Origin of the sequence: Streptomyces sp. SID13031, assembly GCF_010548305.1 — a bacterium.
Taxonomy (GTDB): domain Bacteria; phylum Actinomycetota; class Actinomycetes; order Propionibacteriales; family Kribbellaceae; genus Kribbella.
In genome coordinates, this window is sequence record NZ_JAAGLV010000013.1 from 93387 (window position 1) to 119653 (window position 26267).

The 26267-nt window shown below is 68.3% G+C and carries 24 protein-coding genes; 11 read left to right on the forward strand and 13 right to left on the reverse strand.

The genetic code is table 11. The features are described 5' to 3' along the window. Nucleotides 1-97: 97 nt before the first annotated feature. On the forward strand, nt 98-817 hold the full coding sequence (locus G3I17_RS25160; protein WP_164600059.1) for a siderophore-interacting protein: 720 nt from the start codon (nt 98-100) through the stop codon (nt 815-817). A 229-nt stretch (nt 818-1046) separates the two neighbouring features. On the opposite strand, the gene G3I17_RS25165 is transcribed toward G3I17_RS25160, so the two are convergent. After that, nucleotides 1047-1664, reverse strand: coding sequence for a TMEM175 family protein (locus tag G3I17_RS25165; protein WP_164600060.1), 618 nt, complete (start codon nt 1662-1664; stop codon nt 1047-1049). A gap of 206 nt (nt 1665-1870) precedes the next feature. Here G3I17_RS25165 and G3I17_RS25170 point away from each other — a divergent pair, with 206 nt between their 5' ends. Beyond that, nucleotides 1871-2965, forward strand: coding sequence for a peptidoglycan-binding protein (locus G3I17_RS25170; protein WP_239062884.1), 1095 nt, complete (start codon nt 1871-1873; stop codon nt 2963-2965). 180 nt (nt 2966-3145) lie between these two features. On the opposite strand, the gene G3I17_RS25175 is transcribed toward G3I17_RS25170, so the two are convergent. The 3 genes from G3I17_RS25175 to G3I17_RS25185 form a co-directional block, all read right to left on the reverse strand. Next, complete coding sequence (locus G3I17_RS25175) at nt 3146-4195, reverse strand: aldo/keto reductase (protein ID WP_164600062.1); 1050 nt, start codon at nt 4193-4195, stop codon at nt 3146-3148. A gap of 65 nt (nt 4196-4260) precedes the next feature. Beyond that, the gene (locus G3I17_RS25180) at nt 4261-5268 is read right to left on the reverse strand and encodes a hypothetical protein (RefSeq protein ID WP_164600063.1); all 1008 of its coding nucleotides are present in this window, start codon (nt 5266-5268) and stop codon (nt 4261-4263) included. Between the two features lie 27 nt (nt 5269-5295). Continuing rightward, entirely contained in the window at nt 5296-6762 is a 1467-nt protein-coding gene (locus G3I17_RS25185) for an NAD(P)/FAD-dependent oxidoreductase (protein WP_164600064.1), read from the reverse strand. A 123-nt stretch (nt 6763-6885) separates the two neighbouring features. Here G3I17_RS25185 and G3I17_RS25190 point away from each other — a divergent pair, with 123 nt between their 5' ends. From G3I17_RS25190 to G3I17_RS25220, 7 genes are all read left to right on the forward strand, one after another. Then, nucleotides 6886-7470: a DUF6529 family protein gene (locus G3I17_RS25190; RefSeq protein ID WP_164600065.1), complete on the forward strand. Its 585-nt coding sequence runs from the start codon at nt 6886-6888 to the stop codon at nt 7468-7470. Between the two features lie 20 nt (nt 7471-7490). Further along, the gene (locus G3I17_RS25195; RefSeq protein ID WP_164600066.1) at nt 7491-7931 is read left to right on the forward strand and encodes a Rieske (2Fe-2S) protein; all 441 of its coding nucleotides are present in this window, start codon (nt 7491-7493) and stop codon (nt 7929-7931) included. 11 nt (nt 7932-7942) lie between these two features. Continuing rightward, a complete protein-coding gene (locus G3I17_RS25200; RefSeq protein WP_164600067.1) occupies nt 7943-8497 on the forward strand; it encodes a hypothetical protein in 555 nt (184 codons plus the stop codon). A 99-nt stretch (nt 8498-8596) separates the two neighbouring features. Continuing rightward, a complete protein-coding gene (locus G3I17_RS25205) occupies nt 8597-9643 on the forward strand; it encodes an aminotransferase class V-fold PLP-dependent enzyme (protein WP_164600068.1) in 1047 nt (348 codons plus the stop codon). A 33-nt stretch (nt 9644-9676) separates the two neighbouring features. Further along, the gene (locus G3I17_RS25210; protein ID WP_164600069.1) at nt 9677-10111 is read left to right on the forward strand and encodes a MerR family transcriptional regulator; all 435 of its coding nucleotides are present in this window, start codon (nt 9677-9679) and stop codon (nt 10109-10111) included. A 103-nt stretch (nt 10112-10214) separates the two neighbouring features. After that, nucleotides 10215-11507, forward strand: a complete 1293-nt coding sequence (locus G3I17_RS25215; RefSeq protein WP_164600070.1) for a hypothetical protein — start codon at nt 10215-10217, stop codon at nt 11505-11507. A gap of 54 nt (nt 11508-11561) precedes the next feature. Beyond that, nucleotides 11562-12179 (forward strand): hypothetical protein, encoded by a 618-nt coding sequence (locus G3I17_RS25220; RefSeq protein ID WP_164600071.1) that lies wholly within the window; start codon nt 11562-11564, stop codon nt 12177-12179. On the opposite strand, the gene G3I17_RS25225 is transcribed toward G3I17_RS25220, so the two are convergent. Further along, on the reverse strand, nt 12176-15460 hold the full coding sequence (locus G3I17_RS25225) for a BTAD domain-containing putative transcriptional regulator (RefSeq protein WP_164600072.1): 3285 nt from the start codon (nt 15458-15460) through the stop codon (nt 12176-12178). The two genes, G3I17_RS25220 and G3I17_RS25225, sit on opposite strands and share 4 nt — an antisense overlap. A 144-nt stretch (nt 15461-15604) precedes the next feature. Here G3I17_RS25225 and G3I17_RS25230 point away from each other — a divergent pair, with 144 nt between their 5' ends. Further along, nucleotides 15605-16189 (forward strand): RDD family protein, encoded by a 585-nt coding sequence (locus G3I17_RS25230; protein WP_164600073.1) that lies wholly within the window; start codon nt 15605-15607, stop codon nt 16187-16189. Between the two features lie 42 nt (nt 16190-16231). On the opposite strand, the gene G3I17_RS25235 is transcribed toward G3I17_RS25230, so the two are convergent. From G3I17_RS25235 to alr, 8 genes are all read right to left on the reverse strand, one after another. After that, a complete protein-coding gene (locus tag G3I17_RS25235) occupies nt 16232-17527 on the reverse strand; it encodes a molybdopterin molybdotransferase MoeA (RefSeq protein ID WP_343238405.1) in 1296 nt (431 codons plus the stop codon). Beyond that, nucleotides 17524-17751: a formate dehydrogenase subunit delta gene (locus G3I17_RS25240; protein ID WP_164600074.1), complete on the reverse strand. Its 228-nt coding sequence runs from the start codon at nt 17749-17751 to the stop codon at nt 17524-17526. The genes G3I17_RS25235 and G3I17_RS25240 overlap by 4 nt, the downstream gene beginning before the upstream one ends. Further along, nucleotides 17748-20561: a formate dehydrogenase subunit alpha gene (fdhF, locus tag G3I17_RS25245; RefSeq protein WP_164600075.1), complete on the reverse strand. Its 2814-nt coding sequence runs from the start codon at nt 20559-20561 to the stop codon at nt 17748-17750. The genes G3I17_RS25240 and fdhF overlap by 4 nt, the downstream gene beginning before the upstream one ends. Further along, nucleotides 20558-22075 (reverse strand): formate dehydrogenase beta subunit, encoded by a 1518-nt coding sequence (locus G3I17_RS25250; protein ID WP_164600076.1) that lies wholly within the window; start codon nt 22073-22075, stop codon nt 20558-20560. The genes fdhF and G3I17_RS25250 overlap by 4 nt, the downstream gene beginning before the upstream one ends. Next, nucleotides 22072-22566, reverse strand: coding sequence for an NAD(P)H-dependent oxidoreductase subunit E (locus G3I17_RS25255; protein WP_239062885.1), 495 nt, complete (start codon nt 22564-22566; stop codon nt 22072-22074). Before G3I17_RS25255 ends, G3I17_RS25250 begins: the two co-directional genes overlap by 4 nt. Nucleotides 22567-22636: 70 nt before the next feature. Continuing rightward, entirely contained in the window at nt 22637-23284 is a 648-nt protein-coding gene (locus tag G3I17_RS25260; RefSeq protein WP_164600077.1) for a M15 family metallopeptidase, read from the reverse strand. Continuing rightward, nucleotides 23284-24252, reverse strand: coding sequence for a D-alanine--D-alanine ligase family protein (locus G3I17_RS25265; RefSeq protein WP_203590720.1), 969 nt, complete (start codon nt 24250-24252; stop codon nt 23284-23286). Before G3I17_RS25265 ends, G3I17_RS25260 begins: the two co-directional genes overlap by 1 nt. Then, on the reverse strand, nt 24249-25376 hold the full coding sequence (gene alr / locus G3I17_RS25270) for an alanine racemase (protein WP_164600078.1): 1128 nt from the start codon (nt 25374-25376) through the stop codon (nt 24249-24251). Before alr ends, G3I17_RS25265 begins: the two co-directional genes overlap by 4 nt. Before the next feature lie 367 nt (nt 25377-25743). On the opposite strand from alr, the gene G3I17_RS25275 reads away from it, so the two are divergent. After that, nucleotides 25744-26217, forward strand: coding sequence for a carboxymuconolactone decarboxylase family protein (locus G3I17_RS25275; RefSeq protein ID WP_164600079.1), 474 nt, complete (start codon nt 25744-25746; stop codon nt 26215-26217). The last annotated feature ends 50 nt before the right edge of the window (nt 26218-26267 follow it).

The following is a 26267-nucleotide window of genomic DNA, read 5'->3' on the forward strand; positions in this document are numbered from 1 at the left end:
GTCATCCTCGCTTTAGTTAGGTTAGGCTGCGCTAACTTACAAGTCAGGTTGTTGGGCTGCAACTGCCCATTCTCGCCGGTCGGAAGGGGCAAGCGCTGTGGGGCATGGCTGGGAGGGTGTCGTCCTCAAGCTCTTCAAGGGCAAGGACTTCAAGTTCACCGTGACGGGTGCGGAACAGGTCACGGACCGCTACCACCGGGTGCATTTCACCGATGGCGGCCTGCTGCAGGCGGTCGGCGTGCATCCGACGATGTGGGTGCGGCTGTGGTTCGACAATGCGGGCAAGCCGCATCAGCGGGCCTACACGCTGGTCGATCCGGACGTCGAGGCGGGCACTTTCAGTATGGAGTTCGCGCTGCATGCCGGGTGTGCGAGCGACTGGGCGCGTACCGCGCAGGCCGGCGACACGATCGACGCGACGGTACAGGGCACGGATTTCGTCGTACCGGACCCGCTGCCGCCACGGATGTTCGTGATCGGCGACCCGGCCTCGCTGCCGGCCATCAACTCGCTGCTCGGGGTGGCGCCGAAGCTGCCGGCGACGATCTTCTTCGAGACGACGCACGACTCCGATGCCGAGCTGCCGCTGCGGCGCGACCCCGCGCACCACGAGCTCCGCACGGTACCTCGCAAGGGCGACCAGTTGGTGGCCGAGGTGAAGGCGAGTCTGCCGTCGCTGATCGGCGACCCGGCGAGCACCTTCGTGTGGGTCGCCTGCGACACGAAGACGACCCGCACGCTGACGTCGTACCTGCTGAAGGAGCTGTCCGTCCCGAAGAACCGGGTGAAGGCGCTGGGCTACTGGCGCGCAGCCTGAGGTAAATGGTGAGCGGTGCCGGGGGCGGGCCGATAGCTTGGCGGGATGATTCGTGCCCTCGACGTGACCGACGTGGCGATCGCTGAGCGGCTGCTGGTCGTGCAGCGCCTGGCCTATGCGGTGGAAGCCGCGTGGCTATCTGGCCGACGCCGAGCTGGAGATCGCCCCTGGCGTCACCATCACCTCGTTCCAGCGCAAACGTCCCCGTGACTGACGCCCGGAGATCGGGTCAGCTGCGGGTGCGCAGTTGCTCGAAGCCGTAGTACACCGCGAGTAGGAACAGCACGAGCAGCGTCAGTGGCGCCGAGAGGAACGACAGCCCGATCGCCGCCGCATACAGGAGCGTGCCGACGGAGTACCGGAGTACGGACGTGCGCTGTTCGGCCGGGGTCAGCTCGTGGTCGACGAGGTGTTTGCGCAGGGCGTGCCACCAGATGGCGCTGAAGAACACTGCGGCGAGGGTCAGGTTCGTGCTGTAGACCGCCGCGGCCACGTGCGCGTTGCTGCCCTCCTCCCGCAGGAACTCGGCGAACAGGTTCGTCGGGAAGGGCAGCAGTGCGGCCCAGAGCAGCAGGCCGAGGTTGAGGAACATCAGCCCGCGGTCGGCCCGCTGGATCTGCCGGAACATCGAGTGGTGGTTGACCCACATGATGCCGAGGATCGCGAAGCTGGTCAGGTAGGCGCCGAACTGCGGCCACTCGTCGAGCAGCGCGGGCCAGAGCCGTTCGCCCGGCTCGAGGTCGGGGATGTGCAGCTCGAGGACGAGCAGGGTGATGGCGATGGCGAAGATGCCGTCGCTGAAGGCCTCGATCCGCGAGGTCTCCGCGAGGTCCGGCTGTGCTGTCACGCGACGAGTCTTCCAGCCGGCCGGCCGGCGCGGAGCTGCGTTCGCCGCCGGCTGAACGGTTCGGCAAACCCGGCAAGGGCTGTCAAAATCTAACGGTCGTCTGTACTGTCTGGGCCAGAAAGTTTCGTCTTCGGGCTTCAGATCTGGAGGATCCGATGCAGCAGCCGCCCCGCTCACGCACAAAACGGAACCGCATTCTCTACTGCTTGTTGTTCGCCACAACGTTGCTCCTGGCCGGGGTCACCGGTCCCGCGCAGGCCGCCGAGCTGGCCGGGCCGACGGCCCAGCAGCTGAAGGACAAGACGGCCGGGTGCGAGACCCAGCTGTCGAACGGCAAGTACGCCCACGACTCCGGCGGATCGAGGACCGTCGCGGTCTGCAAGACCGGGGGAGCCGTGCACTGGACGGCCGATTTCGACGTCGACTGCGACGGTCAGCGGACCACGCAGTGCAACGAGAACACCGATCCGTCCTTCCAGCCGGCCACCTCGTGGACCCAGTCCGACGGCAGACCGCTGAACTCGGCCGGACTGCCGTTCATCGTCGTCCCGTTGTCGAGCTCGATCTGGAACTACCAGACCGCGGGCATCGCCGGCGCCACGATCGCCGCGGTCGTGTACCAGGACAAGGTCGCGTACGCCGTGGTCGGCGACAGCGGTCCGACCGGGATCATCGGTGAGGGCTCGTACAAGCTCGCGCAGCAGCTGGGCATCAACCCGAACCCGTCGAGCGGAGGCGTGTCGGGCGCGGTCGTCACGTACATCCTCTTCCCGGGTGTGAAGTCGGTGCCGATCGAGAACCAGACCGATGCGCTGAGCAAGGGGCAGGCGGCGGCGAGCTCGTTCGTCAACGGAACGCAGACGTGTGGCGCCACCAACCTCGACTTCACCAGCTACCCGACGGTGCAGGAGGGTTCGACGGGCGCGGCGGTCAAGGCGGCGCAGTGTCTGCTGGGTGGAACGAGTGAGCCGAGCGGCACCTTCGACACCGCCACAACCGATGCAGTGAAGGCATTCCAGACCCGAGTCGGCCTGCCATCGGACGGAGTCGTCGGAGCCGGTACCTGGACCGCATTGCTTGCCGCCGGCGACAAACCGACTCTCCGCAGCGGATCAACCGGTACTGCGGTAGGCCGGCTGCAGCGGTCATTGACCGCTGCCCTAGGCCGGACCGTCGGCATCGACGGCCAGTTCGGCCCGGTCACCGACACCGCCGCCCGCGACTACCAACGCACCAGACAACTAGCCGTCGACGGCGTAGTAGGCCCCGCCACCTGGACAGCCCTCCAATCCGGCCGCTAGCCTCCTCCGACCCCTTAGACGTCTCGGGGGTTAACCCCCGAGACGGTGGGTTGCCTAGTCGGATTCTCGGCGGGCAACCCACCGATTCGGGGGTTAACCCCTCAAACGGCGAGCGGGCCTGCGGGCGTGCGGGCGTGCGGGCGTGCGGGCGTGCGGGTGGGTAAGGGGGCGGACGCGCGGCTAGGCGGCGGAGCGGTTGGGGTGGGGGCGGCGGCGGAGGGTGGGGGTGGTGAGGGAGGTGGGTTGCCAGGCGCCGTCGGCCTGGTAGAGGTCTGTGCCGGGTGGGACGATCGCGTCGATCCGGTCGAGGGTCTCGTCGTCGAGAATGACGGTGGCGCCCTTCAGCAGGCCTTCGAGCTGTTCCACCGTGCGCGGGCCGCTGATCACCGAGGTGACGGCCGGGTGCGAGACGACGAAGGCGAGCGCGAGCTCGGGCAGCGTGCAACCGATGCTCTCGGCAACCTCGATCAACCCTTCCAGTGCGTCGAACTTCGCCGCGTTGGAAGGGATCGAGGGGTCGAAGCGGAACGGCGTCAGGGCGGCCCGGCCGGCGCTCAGGTCGACCGGCTGGTCGCGCCGGACCTTGCCGGACAGGAAGCCCGACGCGAGCGGGCTCCAGGTCAGCACCCCCATCCCCAGCCGCTGAGTCGTCGGCAGCAGCGAGCGCTCGATGCCCCGGGCAAGCAGTGAGTACGGCGGTTGCTCGGTACGGAACTTCCCGTACCCGCGCCGCTCGGCGACGTGGTACGCCTCCACGATCTCCTCGGCCGGGAAGGTCGAGCAGCCGAAGGCGCGGATCTTGCCCTGGCTGACCAGGTCGGTCAGTACGGACAGCGTCTCCTCGATATCCGTGGTCGGGTCCGGCCGGTGCACCTGGTAGAGATCGATCCACTCGGTGTCGAGCCGTCGCAGGCTGTCCTCGACCGCGCGGGTGATCCAGCGCCGGGAGTTGCCGCTGCGGTTGCGCCCCTCGCCCAGCGCGAAGTGCACCTTGGTCGCCAGTACGACGTCCTCGCGGCGGCTCTTGAGCGCCTTGCCGACGATCTCCTCGGACTCCCCGGTGGAGTACATGTCGGCGGTGTCGACGAAGTTGATGCCCTGGTCGAGGGCGTGGTGCAGGATCCGGGCGCAGTCGGCGTGGTCGGGGTTGCCGACGAATCCGAACATCATCGTGCCGAGGCAGTGCACGCTCACCTCGATACCGGTCCCGCCGAGAGTGCGGTAGCGCATGTCTAGCTCCTAGGTCTCTGGTCTAGCGCAGAACCTAGGAGCTAGAGCGCTGTCTAGGTCAAGCCTCACCAGCCGCCGGTGACGGAGTCGTCCCACTTCTCGAGGAACTCGGGGTTCGGATCGGGCCAGACCTCGAAGCGGTCCGCACCCGGGTTGCGAGCGAGCGTGGCGGAGGTGACGTAGCGGAGCAGTTCGTTGGTGTCGGTGCTCAGGTTGCGCACCCGCGAGATGCCCGAGCGCCAGGTCACCTCGCCGATCGGAAAATGGTGCCCGAACTCGACGCTGGTGAGCCGGTTCAGGCGCTCGATCCCGCGGACCACCTCGACCTTGGCGAAGTCCGCGCCGAGCGGCCGGATCCAGGTGAACGGCTTCTGCTGGAACTCCGCCCTGACCCCCGCACTGACGATCCGGCTGCCCATCACCGCCAGGCTGCCCTTGGTCAGCCCGAAAGCCGAGGACGTCAACGGCTCGTACGACGACCAGAACCACTGCAGGTCGAAGTTGGTCACCTGGCGGACGTCGTTCATCGTCGGCACGATCCAGCCGCCGTCGTAGAACAGCTGCCAGAACTCCTCCTGCCCGACAGCGCCGGACGCGAGACCGAGCGAGTCGAGTGACCCGAACGACGAGGTCGCCGACCAGGAGAACGGCCCGGTCTTGGTGAAGTTGTTGCCGGCGCCGGCGTACTGGTAGAAGCTCCCGCGCGGCAGCCCGCCGCTGAACGACTCGGTCTTGTAGAGCTGGAACGAGGCGTTGGCCGCGTCGTACAAGCGAAGGAAGCTGAGCTTGCCGTCGCCGGCCCGGAAAGCGATCACCGGCTGATGCACACCGGACGATTTGTCGATGAAGGTCGCCGCGTAACCGCCGCCGACCGACGCCGGGTTCCCGTTGTTGAGCCGCCGGTCCACGGTCAGCTGCGACAGCCAGCCGTTGGCGGTGATGTCCCAGCTGGTGGTGGTCGTGGCCGCTGCCGTCGATGCCGCGCCAGGCAGATTCTGGAGGGCGCCCACTCCGCCCAGCCCTGCGGCGCCCAGCAGCCCGAGCGCTCGCCGCCTCGAATGGTCCGTTGTCATGTCTCCCCTTCGATGAGTTGGAATGGATCAGTGCTGGTCGGCGTGCAGGATCTCGCCGACCACCCGGTCGGCCGACTCCAGTGCGCCGTTCATCCAGGCGATCCACAGCGACGTGTGCTCGCCGGCGAAGTGGATCCGTCCCTCGGCCCGGCGCATCGCCGGGAAACTCCACTGCAGGTCGCCCGGCTGGACGTGCGCCGTCACGCCGCCGACCCACGGGTCGTCCTGCCAGATCTTGCTGGCGACGGCGACCTCCTGCCCCTTGAAGCCGGGCAGCAACTGCGCGAACTGCCGCCGCTTCTCCTCGGTCCGCCGGAACGGACCGCGGGCAGCGAAGTCGGTCGCGTCGGTGTCGAGCAGGTAGCTGTGGATCATGCCGAGCGCCGGATCATCCTGTTGCGAGCTGGTGTTCCAGATCCGGCCGACAGGCGTGTCCGTCGCGACCAGGTTGAGCCCGCCGAGCGGACCGAGCGGGTCCTTGGTCCAGAACCGCGACTTCGTCTGGAAGTAGATGCGCGCTGCCGGAAGGTACTTCAGCCGCTTGATCAGCTCCATCTTCGGAGCTGAGAACCCCGCCTGCAGAACAACCTTCCGCAACGGCGGAATCGGCAACGCACAGACGACCCGATCAGCATCCAGCTCATGCAGACCCCACTGGTCGACGTAGTTGATCCGTACGCCGTGCTGCTTCGTCGCGATCCGGACCACCTTGCTGCGGTACTTGATCCGCCCACCGAGCGCCTTCGCGAAGGCCTTCGGCAACTTGTCGTTACCGCCCTCGATACTCGTCACTGTGTTGCCTGAAGCAACCAATTCCTCGGCGAAGGCGGCCAGCGCGTTGATCCTGGCGAGATTGCCGTTCTGCGCGAGGAACCAATCGACCCAAGCCTGCGAAGCCCCCTGCCGGCGCATGTACCCGGCGAAGGTCAGCCCGTCGAGCTCGGCGGTCGCCGGGAACCCGCCCGGCCAGTTCGCCGCATGGACATCACCGAGCTTCTCGAACCCGGACTCGACGTACTGCGGGAAGAACGCGAACGGGTCGGCCCGCTCGGCCGGCGTCATCCCCGCGACCGGCCACGGCTTGCCGCCCGTCGGAGCGAGGAATCGCTTGCCCTCCAGGAAGAACGCACGCTGGCCCTCGTCGTACGGGCGCAGTTCGAGCCCGAAATGCCGTACGTACCGCTGGGTGTACTCGTGCGTCTCGAAGATCCGGGTCGCGCCCATCTCCGCGTGCCCGCCCTTGCGGAACGGTTCGCGGACCGTCAGCACCCGCCCACCCGGACGGTCCTGGCCCTCGAGCACGGTGACGTCGTACCCGGCCTTCATCAGGTTGTACGCCGAACTCAGCCCGGCGAGCCCGGCGCCGAGCACGACCACGCGTTGGCGTGGCGCCGAACCGCTTGAGCCGGCGGCGGTAGCCGGGAGCACTCCGGTGGCAGTGACGGCGGCGGCACCCGCGGTGAGCAGAAAACTCCGGCGATCGATAGCAGACATCTCCGGCGGCCTTTCGTCTTGACGGCTTGATGCCGGCCAGTACGCCGAGAGGCTGATTCCGGTTCCGTTGAACCGGTCGGGCGGCTGGGACGTATAGCCCTCATACGAGCCGCTGGAGGGGACATGAGTACGGACGTGGTTGCACCGCCGGGTAAACAGTCGGCAGGGCGGGGAGTCCTTCTGTTGCTGGGATTCGCCGTCGCCGGAGCGCTGGTGGCGGTGGCGCTGGGGTTCTACGGGAAGGCCCACACGCCGACCGGCCGCCCGCTGGCGTTGATCGTGGGATTCACGAATCTCACGCCGATGAAGGCCTGGCTGGCGACAGCGGCCGTAGTACTGGTGATCTTCCAAGTGGTGTCAGCGCTGTGGATGTACGGGCGTCTGCCGGTGAAGCGCAAGGCGCCGGCCGTGCTGTCGCAGCTGCATCGGTGGAGTGGAGCGGTGGCGTTCGTTGCGACACTGCCGGTCGCGTACCACTGCCTGTGGAGTCTCGGCTTCAGCACCTTCGACACCAGGACGGCGTTGCACTCGCTGTTCGGCTGCGCCTTCTACGGAGCCTTCACGACCAAGATGCTCGCACTGCGGGCGAACAAGATGCCGAGCTGGGCACTACCGATCTCCGGCGGGCTGCTGTTCGCCCTGCTGATCGGTGCCTGGGCCACGGCCGCCGTCTGGTACTTCGCCCAATCCGGCGTCCCACTCCGTTGATGCGAACAGGAGACAAGAAGATGATCGAACGCAGAGCGGTCCTGCTCGCCGGAGGCGCGGCGACTACCGCAGTACTGACTGGATGCATCGTCCAGCAGGCACCACCGACCACTGCTTCCCAGCCCACCAGCAAGGCGCCAGTCTCACAGGGGACGACTGCTGCCGAGCCCGGGCCGGCCGCGCTGGCCAAGGTGGCTGACATCCCGGCCGGGGGCGGGGTGATCCTCAAGGAGCAGAGCCTCGTACTCACCAAGGACGCGAGTGGCAAGATCTGCGCGTTCTCTGCGATCTGCACCCACCAGGGCTGCGTGGTGACCGAGGTCGGCGATGGCACGATCAACTGCGCGTGCCATGGCAGCAAGTTCGACGCCACTACCGGCGAACGGGTTGCCGGACCGGCGAAGGCTCCGCTGCCGGCGGTCGCCGTCAAGCAGCGCGACGGCGCGATCTTCCAGGCGTAGGGGAGCAACTGATGTTGAAGAGCCTGCCGACCATGCTGTGGGTGATCGGCGCGACCGTCGCGGTGGCAGCACTCAGTCCCGCAGTAGGCAATGTCGCCACCACCGCTCCACCAGTCGTCGCCCAACCACCACCACCTGCTACCTCGGCGCCCAGTGCGCCGCCACCTTCAAAGGCCGTCAAACCGGCAGTGCCGGTAGAAGAACCAGTAGTGATCAAGGCCGGTACTACGAAACTCGGCCTGGTCGCCGTCGACGCAGAGGGCTTCACGCTCTATCTGTCCGTGCTGGACAGCAAGAACCCGTCGAAGTCGGTCTGTGTGAGCAAGGCCTGCCTTGCCGCCTGGAAACCCGTCTACGTCAAGAAGGCGGGCATAGTCGCCGGAGCAGGCGTGAGCCAGGCCAAGGTCGGCACCTTGGTCCGCCCCGACAAGGACATCCAGGCAACCCTCGGCGGCTGGCCCCTCTACCGCTTCGCCAAGGACAAGAAGCCCGGCGACGTCCTGGGCGAAGGACTGAAGGGCACCTGGCACGTCCTCAGCCCGGCGGGCACCCGACTGAACCGCTGAACCGCATACGCCGTGATGAACAACGCAGTCCCGGCGGTCAGGGCTTCCTTCGTGGTCGAATTACCTGTCCCACCAATTCGCAAGCAGGGGAGTGCCTGGATGACGGTCGACAGCTCGAACTTGTGGGATCCCCAGCCGGGCTGGCTCAACACTGCTTCGTACGGGCTGCCGCCGCGGCCCGCTTGGGAGGCGCTGCAGGCGGTTCTGCGCGACTGGCAGGTCGGTGCGACCAGCTGGGAGCCGTGGGACGAGTCGACCACGCGCTCGCGGGCGTCGTTCGCCAGGCTGGTCGGCGCTGACGTCGCGGACGTGTTCGTCGGCAGCACGGTGTCGGCGGCGGTCTCCCCGATCGCGGCCGCGTTGCCGGACGGGTCGCGGGTGCTCGTCGACGACATCGAGTTCACCTCGAACGTCTACCCGTGGATGGTGCACGCCGACCGCGGCATCGAGGTGGTCGCCGCGAGTACCGACAAGCTTCTCGACGCGATCCGGCCGGGCATCGACCTCGTCGCAGTCAGCGCGGTCCAGTCCGCCACCGGGATGGTACTGGACCTCGGCAAGGTAGTTGCCGCGTGCAAGGAAATCGACGCCTTGCTGGTGATCGATGCGAGCCAGGCGGCAGGCTGGCTGCCGCTCGACGTGACCGGCGTCGACGCGCTGATCGCGCATACGTACAAGTGGTTGATGTCGCCGCGCGGCGCGACCCTCGGGTACCTCTCACCCCGCCTGCAGGAGCGCTGCCGCCCGCTGCACGCGGGCTGGTACGCCGGTCAGACGGCCAGCTCGTCGTACTACGGACCGCAGATGGAGCTGGCCACGGATGCCCGCCGATTCGACCAGTCGCCGGCCTGGTTCAGCTTCGTGGGCGCGGCACCGGCGCTCGAGTTGATCGAGCAGCTCGGCGTCGGGACCATCCACGAGCACAACCTCGCGCTCGCGAACGAGTTCCGCGCCGGGATCGGCCTGCCACCCGGCGACTCGGCGATCGTCAGTGCGGCGATGCCAGGCGCCGAGGAGGCGTTCGCGGCGGCCGGAGTACGGGCCGCGGTCCGGGGTGGCAATCTGCGCGCCTCGTTCCACATCTACTCGACCCGGGCCGACGTCCAGCTGGCGCTCGAAGCTCTGGAAGGACTGAAAATTTCCTAGAGCTGACTCTAGGTGCGGGCTAAGGTGAGCGGCATGGCTGACGGAATGAGCATCGGGCAGGTCTCCGAGCGCACGGGGCTGAGCGTGCACGCGCTGCGCTTCTACGAGCGGGAGGGCATCCTCGCCGACCCGGTCCGCCGGGAGGGCAACGGGCGCCGGGTCTACAGCGAGGACGACGTCGACTGGCTGGACATGTGCATCAAGTTCCGCTCGTCGGGTATGCCGCTGGACACCATCCGGCGGTACACGGATCTGGTCCGGCAGGGCGCCGGCAACGAAGCGGACCGGCTCGCTCTGCTCAAGAGCCATCAGGAGGCCGTGGCCGCCCAGATCGAGGAGCTCACCGAGTGCCTGCGGGTGATCACCTACAAGGTCGACATCTACACCGACCACCTAGACCGCGGCACCGCTGACACCTTGTGGGTCGCACCCTCCTCCGCGGCGCAGGACCAAGACCAGGCGGTCTGACTCTGGGCCCGACTCTGGGCCCGACTCTGGGCCCGCGAATGAGGGCCCAGGGAGTGCCCGATAGCGCGGGCGTCGGCGCGGTCCGCGGGGAAACCCTGGAGCAATGGAGAATCGGGCCGTTGTCATCGGGGGAAGCATCGCCGGATTACTCGCAGCACGGGTGCTGAGCAGGTGGTACAGCGAGGTGCTCGTCATCGATCGGGACGAGCTGTCCGATCCGGCCGCGCACCGCAAAGGAACGCCGCAGAGCAGGCATGCCCATGGCTTCCTCGCGCGCGGCCTGCAGGTGTTCGACGAGCTGGTGCCCGGCTACCGCGCCGAGCTGATCGCCCGCGGCGCGGTCAGCGGTGACCTCCTCAACGACGTGCTCTGGTACAACGACGGCCGCTTGATGCGCCGGGCGCCGTCGCCGCTGGGCGGGCTGAATGCGAGCCGCCCGCTGATCGAGTCTGTACTCCGTGAGTTGGTGACCGCGGTGCCCACGATCAAGGTGCTGGACGGAGTCGCCGTCACCGGCCTGACAACGGACGGTCACCGGCTGACCGGAGTACGGACCGAGGACGGTGAGTATGCGGCCGACGTGGTCGTCGATGCCACCGGCAGAAGCAATCGTGGACCCGCGTGGCTGGCGGATCTCGGCTACGCCGCCGCTCCTGAGGACGCCGTGAAGGCCGGCATCGTCTACAGCACAAGGCAGTACCGGCGTGATCCCGAGGCGCAGGACTTCACTGGCATCATCAGTGGGCACTACCCGGCCAACCCGGTCGGTTGCGGAGCGGCCGCCAACGAGGACAACCGCTGGCTGGTCACCCTCGTCGGCTTCACGGACGATCCGCCACCCGCCGAGCCGGGCGCGTTCGAGGACTATGCGGCGAGGCTCGACGGGCCCGAGTTGCACCGGCTGGTCCGGAAGGCCGAACCGCTGACCGACCCGGTGCTGTTCCGGATCGGCCCGAGCGTCCGCCGCCGGTACGAGAAGTGCGACCGGCTGCCCGAAGGCTTCATCGCGACCGGCGACTCGCTGTGCTGCTTCAATCCCGCCTACGGGCAGGGCATGACCGTGGCGGCGCTGACCGCGCAGTGGTTGGGCAAGTGCCTGGAGAACGGTACGGACGGCCTGACCAACCGGTACTTCCGCGGGGCCGGCAAGCTCCTCGGACCGGCCTGGGAGCTGTCCACGAGCGCTGATCTCCGCTTTCCCGAGGTGGAGGGACCGCGGACGCCTCTGCAGAGGATCCTCAACGCCTACATCGGCCACCTGCACCGCGCCGCGGCGGCGGATCCGGTCCTCGGCCTGCAGTTCCTCCGAGTGGCGAACCTGCTGGCAGGCCCGGAGTCACTGCTCGCACCGAAGATGCTCTGGCGGGTCGCCCGTCAGTTCCGCCGCTCGGCGTAGGCGTCGCGCGGACGAGTTCGAACCGCTCGGCCCGGCTTCGACGTACCGGTCTGCATGGTGCTCCTGACGCTGGCCGTTACGTTGCGACTGCTGGGCATCCTCGCGTACGCCGTCGCGGTGTACCGGCGGACGGCGCGGCCGAACCTCGTCACTTGGTGCTGCTGGGCGTCGACGCCGTTGATCGGCGGGATCGCTCAGCACCTTGACGGCCGGGGAGCGGCCGCCTGGTTCACGATGTCGTACGCGCTCGGGCCAATCCTGATTCTCGGGATCGCCTTGGCCCGCAACGCTTTCTCGGCCCGGCTGACTGCTTTCGACCTGGTCTGCGCGGGCTGTGCGGCGATCGGGCTGGTGCTGTGGCAGGTGACGACTTCACCGCAGTGGGCGCTGCTCTTCGCCGTTCTGGCCGACGTGGCTGCTGCAATGCCGACGCTCCTGAAGACCTACCGCCGACCGGGGACCGAGCCGGTGAAGGCATACGCGCTCTCCATCCTTGCCGGTACCACCGCACTCCTCGGCCTCGACGACCATCGCCTCGGCAGTATCGCGTTCTCCCTCGGCGTCCTGACCATCGACGTCTCGGTCGTGACGCTTGCCCTGACCCGTCGCCGCAAGAGTCAGGGTGCCCCACGGGCGCACACCCGGATCGAGCGGCAGCAGGGCGTGGTCTAACCGGTGGCTCGGGCTCCCTTGCAGAGTAGGGCGGTCGTGGCCTGTACTTCGAGCAGGCGGAATCCGCAGGATCCGGCGATCGACGCAGCCTGCTGGGCGGCGTCGGTCGCCGCCATCGCGTCGCCGGTGCTGCGTCGCGCGGTGGCCAAGGCGAGCAGTGCCTCTGCCTCGATGTACGGATAGGCGCCGCGCGCGATCGTGAGGCAGTCTTCGATCCACTCGATCGCGGCAGGGGCGTCGCCGAGCGTGAGGTGGGCCTGTGCCACTGTCGCGGCAGTTTGTGCCATGGCCTTTCTGTCGCGGACCACGATCGCGAGATGGTGTGCCCGCAGTGCCGCTCGCAGCGCGGCCGATCCATCACCGCGCTGGCTGTTCAGCCGGGCGAGTTCGTCCAGCGTGGACACCTCTCCGCGGAAATGCGATCGACGCCGGTAGGCGGCCAGTACGTCGCTGAGCAGGTCGGCCGCCTGGTCGGCCTGACCCAGCTGTCGCAAGGCGCTCGCCAGGTTGCCGCGGACGGCGAGCATCGATGCCTCCCAGCCGCTCTCGTTGATCCGCAGCGCGGAACCGAACAGGTCGGCTGCCTCCTGAAGCTCGCCTTGGTACAGACGCGTCATCCCGAGACCGTTGAGCGCGACGGCACGAACGTGGCCGTGCTGCTCATCCTCGGTCAGGTCCAGGGCGCGGCGCATCCACGGGTCGGCGTCGACGAGCTTGCCCCGCTCCATCTGGAGCCACCCGACCTCGTGGGCCAGATAGGCGGCGGCTGTGGTCCAGCCGACGGCCACCGCGAGGGCATGGCCGGCGAGACCGTCTGAGAGTGCGTCCTCGTCCAGGCCAACCGCCCCAAACGCCTGGCCGCGGTTGATCAGCATCGCGATCCGCGCGATGTCGTTCCCGGCCGCGGTGGCGGCAGTCAGCCCGGCCTGTGCCGCCGGTAGCCAACCGTGGGCATCCCGGCGAATCACGAAGTACCCCCGGACCTGGTCGATGATCCGCCACGACAGTGACCGGTCGCCGGACTGCGCCGTATCCTTCACCACCGCCAGCAAGGCGGGGAGCTCGTCGTCGAGCCAGTCGAGCGCGGCGCCTTCCGTGCTGAAGAAACTGGCCGGTTCGGGGTGCGCGCTGAGCCGCAGGAGTTGCGGATAGGCCCAGTTCATCGCGGCCGTCGCCGCTTCGGCGTACCAGGAATACAGCCGGGTCCGTGCGGCTTCTCCTTCGGTGTCTTCGGCGACAAGCCGACGGGAGTAGAGGCCGAGCAGATCGTGGAACCGGTAGCGGTTCTTCGTGTGCTGCAGGAGCATGTTCGCCTCGAGGAGGTCTTCCAGGACTCGATCGGCCGCGGCCGTCGACATCCCGAGCAGAATCCCGGTGCTGTCGGCACTGAAGTCGTCGCCAGGGTGCAGGCTGCACAGCCGGAAGGCGCGCTGGGCATCGGAGCTGAGGTCGGCGTAGCTGAGCTGGAAGCTGTTGAGCACGCTGGACTCGCCAAGGCTGAGCTCGGTGAGTCGCCGGTTGCCGTCGTCCAGACGGCGGGCCAGGTCCGCGACCGTCCACTGCGGCCGGGTGGCGAGCCGCGCGCTGGCGATGCGAAGCGCGAGCGGGAGCCGGGCGCACGCTTCCGCGAGCGCGATCACGCCTTCGGGGTCGGCTTCGAGCCGATGCGTTCTCGCAGTGGAGGTGATCAGCAGAACAGCGTCGTCGCGGGTGAGCGGCTCGAGGTTCACGACGCCGGCGGTGGCGAGGTCCGGCAGTCGCCGTCGGCTGGTCACGATCACGTCGCTGCGCCCGGCGCCCGGCAGTAGCGGTCGTACCTGAGCCGCGTCCTGCGCGTTGTCGAGCAGTACCAGCATGCGGCGCTCGGCGAGCTCGCTGCGGAGCAGTGCGGCTGCTTCGGTCTCGTCAGTGCCGATCCGCCGGCCAGGCACCCCGAGCGCGTGGAGAAAGCGGCTGAGCACCTGGATCGGTGCCGGTGTGGTCGCGTCGCTGCCGCGCAGGTCGGCGTAGAGCTGCCCGTCCGGATACTCGGCGCGGAGGCGGTGCGCGGCGGTCAGGGCCAAGGCGGTCTTACCGACCCCCGCGATGCCGTTGATCAAGACGATTCGGGAAGAAAGCGCGCCAGGCCGGCCGAGGGTCGTACAGATCAGCGCCAGCTCGTCCGCGCGTCCGACGAAGTCCGGCGGTGCGGACGGAGCTTGCTGGATGACCACTCGCTCCGCTGGTTGCGCTGGAGCCCCGCTCTGCCGGCGCAGCACCTCAAGGTGAACCGCGCGGATCCGCCCGCCTGGGTCGATGCCGAGCTGGCCGGCGAGCGCGGACCGGATCCGGTCGTACGCCGCGAGGGCCTCGGCCTGCCGGTCCGCCGCCGCCAAGGTCTGGATCAGCTCGAGGTGCAGTGGCTCGTCCAGTTCGTGCCGGGTGGTCAGGTCTCGCAGTGGTTTCAGTGCCAGTTCCGGCTTGCCGAGATCACGCGCCAACTTCGCGAAGGTCCGGACGGCGGCGGCATACTCGGTGGAGATCGCGATAGAGAGCGGGCTGGCGGCCACCGACTCCACATCGGTGTCGCCGCGCCACAGCGCGACGGCGTCGGAGAGCTTGGCCAACGCCGCCTCCGGTTCGTCGCTCGCCGCCTGAGTCGTGAGATCGCGGAACCTCAGCAGGTCGAGGTTGCCGGCGCTCACTGCGAGCCTGTACCCGGTGGGGCCGCCGACGACCACCTGGTTGGCCGGCTCGCCGGGCTCCACCAGCCGTCGCAGCCTGGCGACACGGGTGTGCAGCAGATTGTTCGCGTTTCCGGGTACGGCGCGCGGCCAGAGGAGATCGATGAGTTCGTCCTGACTGACCGGCGTACCGGCGCCGAGGGCGAGCCGGGCCAGCAAGGTGCGTTGTGGACCGGAGTTGATGGGCACCGGGACGTCGCCGTGCCAGACCTCGATCGGGCCGAGGACACCGATCCGCAGGGCTCCGGCTGCGGCAGAGGGCCCGGCAGGGATCGCAGCGGTGGCGGATCGGTGCGCCTTTGCTGCGGTGTGGAGCTTCCCTGCATCCTGACCACTCAGCTTCAGCGCGGCGGCGATGGCCTCGATCGAGTCCCGCTTCGGGCTTCTGGTCCTGCCCTGTTCCAGGTCCCGGATCGCTCCGGCGCTGAGACCGGCCCGGTCTGCGAGCTCCTGTTGGGTCACTCCGGCGTCCAGGCGAAGCTTCCGCAGCAACTCACCGAAGGCGAGACTCTGGGCATGCCCGGTGCCGGGCGCGTCCTCCTGCGGCCGTCCGGGCACGGCGATAACCCTACGTGCTCCGAGGGCCGCGGCCCGCTACCAGGGCCCCGGGCAGTACGGGCGGAGTACGGGCAGCGTCGCGACGTCGGCGGTTTGTAGAGTCCACCATCTCGAGTACTCGCCTTCCCTGGAGGACCTCTCCGTATGCGTAAATCCATTGCGTCTGCCGCGCCGGTGGGCGGTGCGGCTAGATATGTGGATCCGGTGAGCGTCCTAGGGACGGAGGTTGCCAAGCGAGTCGCTCCGCTCGGGGACGGTCGCCGGTTTGTGGGCGCAGGCGGGTGGGCGCTGGCCCTGGCCTGGATGGTGGACTTCGTGGTGGTCTTGTTCGGTGTGGGGACAGGGATAGTTGCCCTGGCACTGGTGGACCGCCAGGTGGACTTCGGCAACGGGATGTGGTTGCTGGCCTCTACCGGGCTGGTGTTCGGGGTTCCCCTGGTGTACGGGTTGTTCTACGGCAACGGCCGGGCCCTGGGAGCCGTGCTGACCGGTACGCAGCTCGTCCGGCTGAAGGACGGTGGCCGGCTGGGCTTCTGGGCGCCGTGGGCGATGCTTGTTCGGACCCTGCTGCTGCCGCTCCTGATCGTCGCCGTGCTGGCGAGTTCATTCGCCGGAGGTGGAGGGTCACCGCCCGGGTCGCCCCTGAGGGGCAGTCTGGACGTCGACGCCACCCGCAGGCTCTGGGCAGCGGAAGCAGCCGCCGGCAGCGTAATCGGCCCTTCGTGGTGATCCCGACCGGGCTCCCCGGGAGCCGCGAGCCCAAAAAGTCGCCTAAGGCAACAGGCCGGGCCTGCCCCATGGCCGCAGCCCCGGATCGAGTGGCAACATCCTGGCCGCGATCGCTTCCGCCGGGCCGGGCTCGATCACCGCGAACGCATCCGCCGCCGCAGCACCCCGCAACATTGCCGACCCGCCATGACCAACCGGTACTGCGCCCTGCGGGGTCACCCGCACCGGTACCAGCTGGGTACTGCGCGGATGACACGCCAGCCCACCAGGCACCGGCGCCACCGCGAGCCGATCCAGCTCCTCGCCCCGCAACCGCCTGATGGCGGCAACCCCCAAGGTGAGAAACGCCGTCAACGCAGCCAACGGATTCCCCGGCAACCCGACAACCAGCCGCCCCTCCGGGAAGCGAGCCAACGCCTGAGGATGCCCCGGACGACAGGCGACGCCATCCACAATCAACTCAGCACCAAGTGCGGCTAGAGCACCGCGAAGGTGATCAGCAGGTCCGGAGGCCGATGAACCGGACACCAGAATCACTTCGGCTTCAGCGCTGGCCAGGGCGGCCACCAATGCTTCCCTGGAGTCCGGCACGTGCACTACAGCTGTGGGTACCGCTCCGGACCTCGCGATCAAGGTCGGCAACATCGGGCCGATGGCGTCGCGGATTCGGCCGGGGGCGGAGGCGCCTTGGTGGACCAGTTCGTCGCCGGTGATCAGCGCGACTACCCGTGGTTTGGGGATGACGGAGAGGCGGTCCAGGCCGAGAGTGGCGGCCAGGCCCAGCACCTGTGGTTCTACTACCGTTCCCGCAGGGAGCAGCAGTTCGCCGGCCGTGCATTCCTCGCCTGCTCGGCGGATGTGGCGGCCGGGCTCGGCGGGGCCGGCGACCTCGTCAGCTAGACGAGTTGCCTGCTCGTCGGGGAGTACTGCGGTAGTACCAGGCGGGACGGCTGCACCGGTGACGATTGTGTAGGCCTGGGCGTCTTGGAGAGGGGCGGCGAGGGGAGAGCCGGCGCGGACGGCTCCTACGACCCGCCACGGGCCGGGCCCGCGTACGGCGTACCCGTCCATTGCCGCGCGGTCCACTGGGGGCACGGCGACCGGGGAGACGAGTGGGGTGGCGAGGACGCAGCCGACGGCATCGGCCAGTGGGAGTCGGCGCGGTGGCAGCGGTGTGGCTGCCGCGTGCGCCAACTCCCGGGCAACGTCCCAGGGCAACGCAGCCGCAGCATGCCGCCTCGCAGCCCGCACCGTCTCGTCGTCGACTTGCGCCACCTCACTGTCACCCAGCGCCAGCACATCTCTGACGTGCGCGATCTCGTCTTCGACCTGGGTCACTGCAAGGTCGCTCGGACTTGATCGGCGGCCAGGATAGCCACCGGAGCGAGGTCGTCGGCGCCCGCATCAACATAGTCGACCAGGGCCCGCTTCATCCGCGGATCCCAGACCACCTTGATGTGATTCGCGATGGCCGTGGCCGCATCAGCGGGCGGCTTGTGCTCGAACTGCCGGGCGATCTCGTTCGCCAACCGCACCGACGGCGGAATCGTCGGCACACTCATCGGACCGGCACCGCCTCTCGTACGGCGGTCGTGGCGACCGGCTCGACGAGCAGATCCACCTGCACGGCGGTGACCTTGTACTCCGGGCAGTTGGTCGCCCAGTCCGAGTTGTCGGTGGTGATCACGTTCGCCCCCGTCACCGGGTGATGGAACGTGGTGTAGCAGACGCCGATCGGCATCCGGTCCGACAGCTTCGCCTTCAGTTTGGTCCGCCCGACCCGGCTGGACAGCGCGACCATCGAGCCGTCCACGATCCCGCGCACCTCCGCGTCGTGCGGATGCAGTTCGAGGATGTCCTCGGGATGCCAGGCCACATTCGCGGTACGCCGAGTCTGTGCCCCGACGTTGTACTGCGAAAGGATCCGCCCGGTCGTCAGGATCAACGGGTACTTCCGCGTCGACCGCTCCGACGTCGGCACGTAGACGGTCTCCATGAACCGTCCCTTGCCACGGGTGAACTCCTCCTCGTGCATGATCGGCGTCCCGTTCGGGTGCTCCAGGTTGCACGGCCACTGGACCGAGCCGACCTCGTCGAGCTTCTTGAACGAGACCCCCATGAACGTCGGGGTGGTGAGTGCGATCTCGTCCATGATCTGGCTGGCCGAGTCGTAGTGCATCGGGTAGCCCATCGCCTGCGCGATCTCGCAGATGATCTGCCATTCCTGCTTCCCCGTCTGCGGCGCCATCACCGGCCGGACCCGGTTGATCCGCCGCTCCGCGTTGGTGAAGGTGCCGTTCTTTTCCAGGAACGACGTTCCCGGCAGCAGCACGTGCGCCCACTTCGCCGTCTCGTTCTCGAACAGGTCCTGGACGACGAGCAGGTCGAGCGCGCCGAGCGCCGCGAACACGTGCGCGGTGTTCGGGTCCGACTGCGCGATGTCCTCACCCTGCACGAACAGTGCCCGGAAGGACCCGTCGATCGCGGCGTCGAACATGTTGGGAATCCGCAGCCCCGGCTCGTTCAGCAGCGGCGTACCCCAGAGCTGCTGGTAGACGTCGCGAGCGCCGTCATCCGATACATGCCGGTACCCCGGCAGCTCATGCGGGAAGGAGCCCATGTCACAAGCACCCTGCACGTTGTTCTGTCCACGCAACGGGTTCACCCCGACGCCACGGCGGCCGATGTTGCCGGTCGCCATCGCGAGGTTCGCCATCGCCATCACGGTGGTCGAACCCTGGCTGTGCTCGGTGACGCCCAGCCCGTAGTAGATCGCGCCGTTGCCTCCCGTGGCGAAGAGGCGGGCGGCGGCCCGCAACTCCTCGGCCGGGATCCCGGTCACCTCGGAGATCGCCTCCGGGCTGTGCTCGGGCTGCGCGATGAACGATTCCCACTGGCCGAAGTCCTCACACCGCTCGGTGACGAAGTCCCGATCCACCAGGCCTTCGGTGACGATGACGTGCGCGAGGGCGTTCACCACCGCGACGTTCGTCCCCGGTGCGAGCTGCAGGTGGTGGGCCGCCTCGATGTGCGGCGACCGGACCAGGTCGATCCGGCGCGGGTCGACGACGATCAGCCGGGCGCCCTGCCGCAGCCGCTTCTTCATCCGGGACGCGAACACCGGGTGCCCGTCGGTCGGGTTGGCGCCGATCAGCAGGATCACGTCGGACTTCTCGACCGACTTGAAGTCCTGGGTGCCGGCCGACTCGCCGAAGGTCTGCTTCAGGCCGTACCCCGTGGGCGAGTGACAGACCCGCGCGCAGGTGTCGACGTTGTTGTTGCCGAAGACGGCCCGGACCATCTTCTGGACCACGTACACCTCTTCGTTGGTCGTCCGCGACGAGGTGATCGCGCCGATCGAGCCTTGCCCGTGGGTCGCCTGGATCTCGCGCAACCGGCGAGCCGTGAAGCCGATCGCCTCTTCCCAGGAGACCTTTCGCCACGGATCCGTGATCGCGTCGCGGACCATCGGCTCCGTCACGCGGTCCGGGTGGCTGGCGTACCCGAAGGCGAACCGGCCCTTCACGCACGAGTGGCCCTCGTTCGCGCCGCCGTCCTTGTAAGGCACCATCCGGACCAGCTCGTCACCGCGCAGCTCGGCCTTGAAGGAGCACCCGACGCCGCAGTACGCGCAGGTGGTGATGACGGAGCGGGTCGGCATGCCGAGCTCGATGACGGTTTTCTCTTGCAGGGTTGCCGTTGGGCACGCCTGAACGCACGCGCCACACGAGACGCAGTCCGACTCCATGAAGGAGACGCCAGCGCCGGCGGCGACCTTGGAGTCGAAGCCACGCCCTTCGATCGTGAGCGCCAGCGTGCCCTGCACCTCGTCGCACGCGCGGACGCAGCGCGAGCACGCGATGCACTTGGAGGCGTCGAAGTCGAAGTACGGGTTGGAGCTGTCGGTCGGCGCGTCCAGGTGGTTCGCGCCGGCGTCCACACCAGAGCCGTACCGTACTTCGCGGAGCCCGGTGACCCCGGCCATGTCCTGCAACTCGCAGTCGCCATTGGCCGAGCAGGTCAGGCAGTCGAGCGGGTGATCGGAGACGTAGAGCTCCATCACGCCCCGGCGCAGCTTGCCCAGCTTCTCGTTCTGGGTACGGACGACCATGCCGGGGGCGACGGGCGTAGTACAGGAGGCTGGAGTTCCGCGGGCGCCGTCGATCTCGACGATGCAGAGCCGGCAGGAGCCGAACGCTTCCAGGCTGTCGGTGGCGCAGAGCTTGGGGATGTCGAGCCCGGCCTGTTTGGCGGCCCGCATCACCGAAGTACCGGGTGGAACGGCGACGCTCACCCCGTCGATGGTCAGCTCGACGGTCGCCTCGCCGTCGCGCGCCGGTGTACCGAAGTCTGGTTCCTTGAGCAGGGTCATGAGAAGTCCTCTCCGAAGTGGCGGACGGCGCTGCGGACGGGGAGCGGGGTGAGCCCGCCCATCGCGCAGAGCGAGCCGTCGGTCATCAGGTCGCACAGGTCGTCGAGCAGGACGAGGTTCTGCTTGCGGTCCTCGCCGCGGCGGATCCGGTCGATCGTCTCGACCCCGCGGACCGCGCCGACCCGGCACGGCGTGCACTTGCCGCAGGACTCCTCCGCGCAGAACTCGAAGGCGAACCGGGCCATCGCGGCCATGTCGACGGTCTCGTCGAACACCACGATGCCGCCGTGCCCGACCATCGCCCCGGCCGCCGCGAACGCCTCGTAGTCCATCGGCAGGCCGAACTGCTCGACCGGCAGGTAGGCCCCCAGTGGCCCACCCACCTGGACGGCTCTGGTCGGCCGGCCGGACGCCGTACCACCGCCGAGGTCGTCCACGAGCTCGCCGAGGGTGATGCCGAAGGCGGTCTCGACGATGCCGCCGCGGGCGATGTTGCCGCCGAGCTGGAAGACGTTCGTGCCGAGCGACCGGCCCATCCCGAAGCCGGCGTAGGTGGCCGCGCCGTTCGCCAGGATGGTCGGGATCGTTGCCAGTGACAACACATTGTTGACGACCGTCGGTCGGCCGAAGAGCCCTTCCAGGGCAGGGATCGGGGGTTTCGCCCGGACCATCCCGCGCTTGCCTTCGAGGCTTTCCAGCATCGAGGTTTCTTCACCGCAAATATAAGCGCCTGCACCAACCCTTACATGTAAGTCGAAGTTCAAGCCTGAGCCGAGGAGGTTCTGGCCGAGCCAGCCGCGGTCGCGGGCGGTCCGGATCGCGGCGTTCAGCGCCTCGACGGCGTCCGGGTACTCCGAGCGCAGGTACACGTAACCCTCGGTGGCGCCGACGGCGTACGCGGCGATCGTCATACCCTCGATCAGCGTGAACGGGTCGCCCTCGATCAGCATCCGGTCGGCGAAGGTGCCCGAGTCGCCCTCGTCGGCGTTGCAGCAGACGAACTTGAGGTCGGATTCCGCGCCGAGCACCGTGCGCCATTTGATCCCGGTCGGGAAGCCGGCGCCGCCACGGCCCCGCAGACCACTCGCGATGACCTCCTCGACCACGTCGGCCGGTGACAGCGCGAGCGCGGCTCGAAGCCCCTTGTTTCCTTGGTTTTCCGCGTGGTCGTCGCCCGAGCGCGGATCGATCACGCCGACCCGCGCGAAGGTCAGTCGCTGCTGGCGCTTCATCCAGGGGAGTTCCTCGACCAGCCCGAGTTTGGCGCCGACACCCTCGAACAGGCCGCCCGCGACGAGCCCGTCGACGTCTTCCGGAGCAACCGGCCCGTAGCCGACGCGTCCCTGCGCCGTCTCGACCTCGACCAGAGGCTCCAGCCAGAGCATGCCGCGGGAGCCGTTGCGGACGATCTCGATCTCGAGACCGCTCGCTGTCGCCGCCGCGGCGATCCGCTCGGCAACCTCGTCCGCTCCAACGGATCGGGCGGCTGCATCGCGGGGTACGAAGACTCTCATCGTGCCTCCCCGAGGAGCGCATCGAGGCGGGCCGGCGTGACCCGGCCGTGCAGCTTGTCGCCCACCTGGACGGCCGGCCCGAGAGCACAGTTGCCGAGGCAGAACACCTCGTCGACGGTCAGCTTCCCGTCGTACGTGGTCTCCCCGAAACCGACCCCGGTACGCCGTTTCGCCTGCGCGGCGAGCTCCTCCGCGCCGACCGAGCGACACGCCTCGGCCTGGCAGATCCGTACCGTCGTCCGGCCCGCCGGTTCGCGCCGGAAGTCGCGGTAGAAGGTGACGACGCCATGGACCTCGGCGACCGACAGGTTCAGCACGTCGGCGATCACGGGGAGGTCGGTCTGGTCGACGTACCCGAGGTCTTCCTGCACCGCATGCAGGATCGGGATCAGAGCGCCGCGCAGACCGCGCAGTTCGGCGGCGATCTCGCGCACGCGGTCGGCACGCCCGGGAACCGGGACGGGGGCGGGGGGCATGACTTCGGTCGTCATGCAACGACTGTCCCGGGCGGTTACCTCCGGGTCAAAGCAAACCTGCCTATGACGCGATAGGCAGGAACTATCAACTCTCGCTGACTACCAGCGCCGTCGATTCGTCATACTTCGCCGGACCGTAGATCGCGTGCTCCCGCTCCTCCACGAAGGCCCAGTAGCGGTCGCCGAAGGACCAGTGCCACCACTCGGTCGGGTAGTTCACCAGACCGGCGGAGCTGAGCACATCGGCGAGCAGTTCGCGGTTGGTGCGCGCCTCGCGGCTGATGTTGGTGGCTGCGAAGAAGCAGGCGCCGTTGCTCTGCTCGGGGGTCGCGTCGATCGGCGTACCGAGGTCGAACGGGCCGTGCTCGCCGATCAGGGTCAGGTCGACCGCCGCGCCGGCCACGTGCGGGGCGACCTCGACCGGTGAGACGAACCGGCTGGCCAGCACGTGGGCCTCTTCGTCGGAGATGCCCGGGTTGAGCGTGAACAGCTCGGCCTTGTAGCCGTCGTAGATCTCCTGCTGGCTCTCGATCGCGCGCAGCCCCTCGACCACGTGCAGGCGAATGCCGGTCGGCAGGAAGGTGTCGGCGACCGCGAGCCGGTCGGCCAGGCTCTCCCGGACGAACTGGCGGCCCACGGTGGAGATCCCGCGGGTGAAGAGGTCGACGAGCGGTTCGCCGCTGTCGATCGCGGGGATCCGGGTGATCCGCTCGTCGCTCAGCAGGACGGTCATCAGACCTTCTTCGCCGCGGCTGTGACGACCAGATTGTCGATCACCTGGGAGTAGGACAGGCCGGCCGCCGCCCACATCCGCGGGAACTGCGACATCGCGGTGAAACCGGGGAAGGTGTTGATCTCGTTGACCAGCGGCTTGCCGTCGGCCGGGACGAAGAAGTCGACCCGGGCCAGTCCCTGGCAGCCGAGTGCGTCGAACACCTCCAGCGACGTCTGCTTGAGCCGCTCGGCCAGCTCGGGGTCCAGCGGAGCCGGTACGACGAACTTGGTGGCGCCGCTGTTGTACTTGGCGGCCGCGTTGAAAAAGGGCTGGTCCGGATCGGCGTGGATCTCCAGCGCCGGCGCAACCTCGATCCGGCCGTCGGGGAACTCCATCACCGACAGGTCGATCTCGCGACCCTGGATCTCCTGCTCGACCAGGACGTGCGGGTCCAGCTCGGCCGCCGTGGCCAGCGCGGCCGTCAGAGTCTGCAGGTCGGTGGCCCGGGTGACCCCGAAGCTCGAGCCGCCGCTGCCCGGCTTCACGAAGACGGGGAACTGCAGGCCTGCCGCCTTGAGTCGCTGGACGACTGCCTCGGCGTCGTGGAGATCCGCGCCGCGCACGGTGATGCCCGGCGTCACCGGGATGCCCTGGTCACGCAGTACGGCCTTGGTCAGGTGCTTGTCGAGGCCGACCGCGCTCGCGGCCACCCCGCTGCCGACGTACCGGACGTGCAGCTGGTCCAGGAAGCCCTGGATGACGCCGTCCTCCCCGCCCTCGCCGTGGAGGGCGGGGATCACTACATCGGTGTCCAGCAGCGCCGTGATCGCTGCGGTGTTGCCGTCCTTCCAGTGGCCCTCGGCGTCCAGCTCCAGCGAGACGACTTCGTGTCCCGCCTGCTCCGCGGCCTCGAGGATGCCTCGCCCGCTGGCGAGTGACACCTCGTGCTCCGGGCTGGCACCGCCACTGATCACGACGACCTTCACCGCTGGGTCCCTTCGACGTAACGACGCGGGACCCGTGTGCCGAGCCCGCAGTAGATTTCATGGGGAATGGTTCCGGCCCAGTCGGCCCAGTCGGCGGCCGTCGGCTCACCGGCGTCACCGTTGCCGAAGACGATCACCGGCGTACCTACCTCGATCGGCAGGTCGCCCGCGTCGACGACGAACTGGTCCATCGTGATCCGGCCGACCACGGGCAGCCGGACGCCCCGGACGAGCACGCTCGCCTGGGCGCCGGCGATCCGCGGCACGCCGTCGGCGTACCCGATCGGGATCAGCGCGACCGTGGTGTCACGCTCGGCGATGAAGTCATGGCCGTACGAGACGCCCTCGCCGGCGCGGATCCGGCGGACCTGGACGACCTTGGTGACGAACTGCATCGGCTGCCGCAGGCCGGCGTCGACCTCGTCGATACCGAACAGGCCGGCGCCGATCCGGACCATGTTGCAGTCCGGCGCGTCCAGGGTGAGCGCGCCGGAGGAGTTCGCCAGGTGCACGAAGTCGGGGGTGAGACCGGCGCGGCGGGCCAGGGCGACGCCGGTGCGCAGGAGCTGGAGCTGCCTGGTGCTGTGCGACGCGTCCGGCTCGTCACCGTGGGACAGGTGGGACCAGATACCGCGGATCCTGAGCGTGCCGAGCGCCTCGTAGTGGGCCGCGGTCCGGGTCAGCTCGATCCACTGGTCGGGCGCGCTGCCGCCGCGGTGCATGCCGGTGTCCAGCTTGAGGTGCACGTTGTGCACATTCGGGGCCGAGGCGATCTGCTGGAGCTCGGCGACCGTGGACACGCTCACATCGATGTCCTTGAGCAGCAGCAGCTCGGAGGCGTCGTACAGCCAGATCATGATCGGCTCGGTCAGCCCGGCGGCGCGCAGCTGCAGCGCCTCCTCGGCACGGGCGACGCCGAGCCAGGTCGCGCCCGCCTCGATCGCGGCCGTGGCGATCTGGGCCGCGCCGTGGTTGAAGCCGTCGGCCTTGACGATCGCCATGATCTCGGTGCCCGGCCGGATCCGCTTGCTCAGCGTCTTTACGTTGTCCCTGACGACCGACAGGTCGATGACCGTCTCGGCCAGTCCCACGCAGGGACGAGCCGGACTCTGGACCAGGTTCATATCCGTCATTGTTGTTTCCGGCAACGAGCCGTCGCATCGGTTCTGGGGTGGATGTTCAGCGTCGCGAGTCTACGACCGTGGTACGACATCACCATCAGCCGGCTCGTCCTTTCGGTCAGAGTTTTACCTACTCTTATCCGACGCCGTGGGGACCCTTCTGGTTCACATCCGGTGCAGGACTCGCTGATCAGTACAAGCCGTACTACCGCTGTCCACCAAATTGTCTCAGCTTGTGGATGTCGGCCAAACGGCCGAATTCACCCCCTTCCGCCCCGGCGAGACGTAGGTCACGCCGGGTGAAGTCACAGATCGCCGGGCTCGCGTGTCGTAACTGCGTAGGCACAAAAAACGACAGAGGAGTCCAGCCATGGATGCCCGTTTGAACGTCTTCGGCAACCCGATCGCCGACAAGCTCACGAAGCACCTCGTCTCCGCCGCCCGCGTTGTCGCGGGGACGTCGCTGCCGTACACGACCCTGGAACTGGTGAATCTGCGCTGCAGCCAGATCAACGGGTGCGGCTTCTGTACTGACATGCACATCAAGGACGCGATCGCCGCCGGTGAGTCGCAGCAGCGGCTCAACCTGGTCGCCGCCTGGCGGGAGGCGACCTGCTTCACCGAGGCCGAGCGGGCCGCGCTCGAGCTGGCCGAGGAGGGCACCCGGATCGCGGATGCCGCGGGCGGCGTGAGCGACGAGGTCTGGGCGAACGCGGCGAAGCACTACGACGAGGAGCAGCTCCTCGCTCTGGTGGCCCAGATCGCCCTGATCAACACCTTCAACCGGATGAATGTCATCATCCAGCAGCCGGCTGGTGATTACGTGGCCGGTCAGTTCGGCTGAACGAAGGGGTAGCCGCCATCAGCAGTCTGGTGGCGGCTACCTGCGCTCAG

Bases quoted from the DNA above. Each gene is read 5' to 3' on its own strand.
- G3I17_RS25175 (WP_164600062.1), bottom strand. From the start codon at position 4,195: ATGCGCTACCGCACTCTCGGCGGGACCGGTATCGAGGTGAGCGTGCAC.
- G3I17_RS25180 (WP_164600063.1), bottom strand. From the start codon at position 5,268: ATGACAACGGACCATTCGAGGCGGCGAGCGCTCGGGCTGCTGGGCGCC.
- G3I17_RS25185 (WP_164600064.1), bottom strand. From the start codon at position 6,762: ATGTCTGCTATCGATCGCCGGAGTTTTCTGCTCACCGCGGGTGCCGCC.
- G3I17_RS25190 (WP_164600065.1), top strand. From the start codon at position 6,886: ATGAGTACGGACGTGGTTGCACCGCCGGGTAAACAGTCGGCAGGGCGG.
- G3I17_RS25195 (WP_164600066.1), top strand. From the start codon at position 7,491: ATGATCGAACGCAGAGCGGTCCTGCTCGCCGGAGGCGCGGCGACTACC.
- G3I17_RS25200 (WP_164600067.1), top strand. From the start codon at position 7,943: ATGTTGAAGAGCCTGCCGACCATGCTGTGGGTGATCGGCGCGACCGTC.
- G3I17_RS25205 (WP_164600068.1), top strand. From the start codon at position 8,597: ATGACGGTCGACAGCTCGAACTTGTGGGATCCCCAGCCGGGCTGGCTC.
- G3I17_RS25210 (WP_164600069.1), top strand. From the start codon at position 9,677: ATGGCTGACGGAATGAGCATCGGGCAGGTCTCCGAGCGCACGGGGCTG.
- G3I17_RS25215 (WP_164600070.1), top strand. From the start codon at position 10,215: ATGGAGAATCGGGCCGTTGTCATCGGGGGAAGCATCGCCGGATTACTC.
- G3I17_RS25220 (WP_164600071.1), top strand. From the start codon at position 11,562: ATGGTGCTCCTGACGCTGGCCGTTACGTTGCGACTGCTGGGCATCCTC.
- G3I17_RS25230 (WP_164600073.1), top strand. From the start codon at position 15,605: ATGCGTAAATCCATTGCGTCTGCCGCGCCGGTGGGCGGTGCGGCTAGA.
- G3I17_RS25240 (WP_164600074.1), bottom strand. From the start codon at position 17,751: ATGAGTGTGCCGACGATTCCGCCGTCGGTGCGGTTGGCGAACGAGATC.
- fdhF (WP_164600075.1), bottom strand. From the start codon at position 20,561: ATGACCCTGCTCAAGGAACCAGACTTCGGTACACCGGCGCGCGACGGC.
- G3I17_RS25250 (WP_164600076.1), bottom strand. From the start codon at position 22,075: ATGAGAGTCTTCGTACCCCGCGATGCAGCCGCCCGATCCGTTGGAGCG.
- G3I17_RS25255 (WP_239062885.1), bottom strand. From the start codon at position 22,566: ATGACGACCGAAGTCATGCCCCCCGCCCCCGTCCCGGTTCCCGGGCGT.
- G3I17_RS25260 (WP_164600077.1), bottom strand. From the start codon at position 23,284: ATGACCGTCCTGCTGAGCGACGAGCGGATCACCCGGATCCCCGCGATC.
- alr (WP_164600078.1), bottom strand. From the start codon at position 25,376: ATGAACCTGGTCCAGAGTCCGGCTCGTCCCTGCGTGGGACTGGCCGAG.
- G3I17_RS25275 (WP_164600079.1), top strand. From the start codon at position 25,744: ATGGATGCCCGTTTGAACGTCTTCGGCAACCCGATCGCCGACAAGCTC.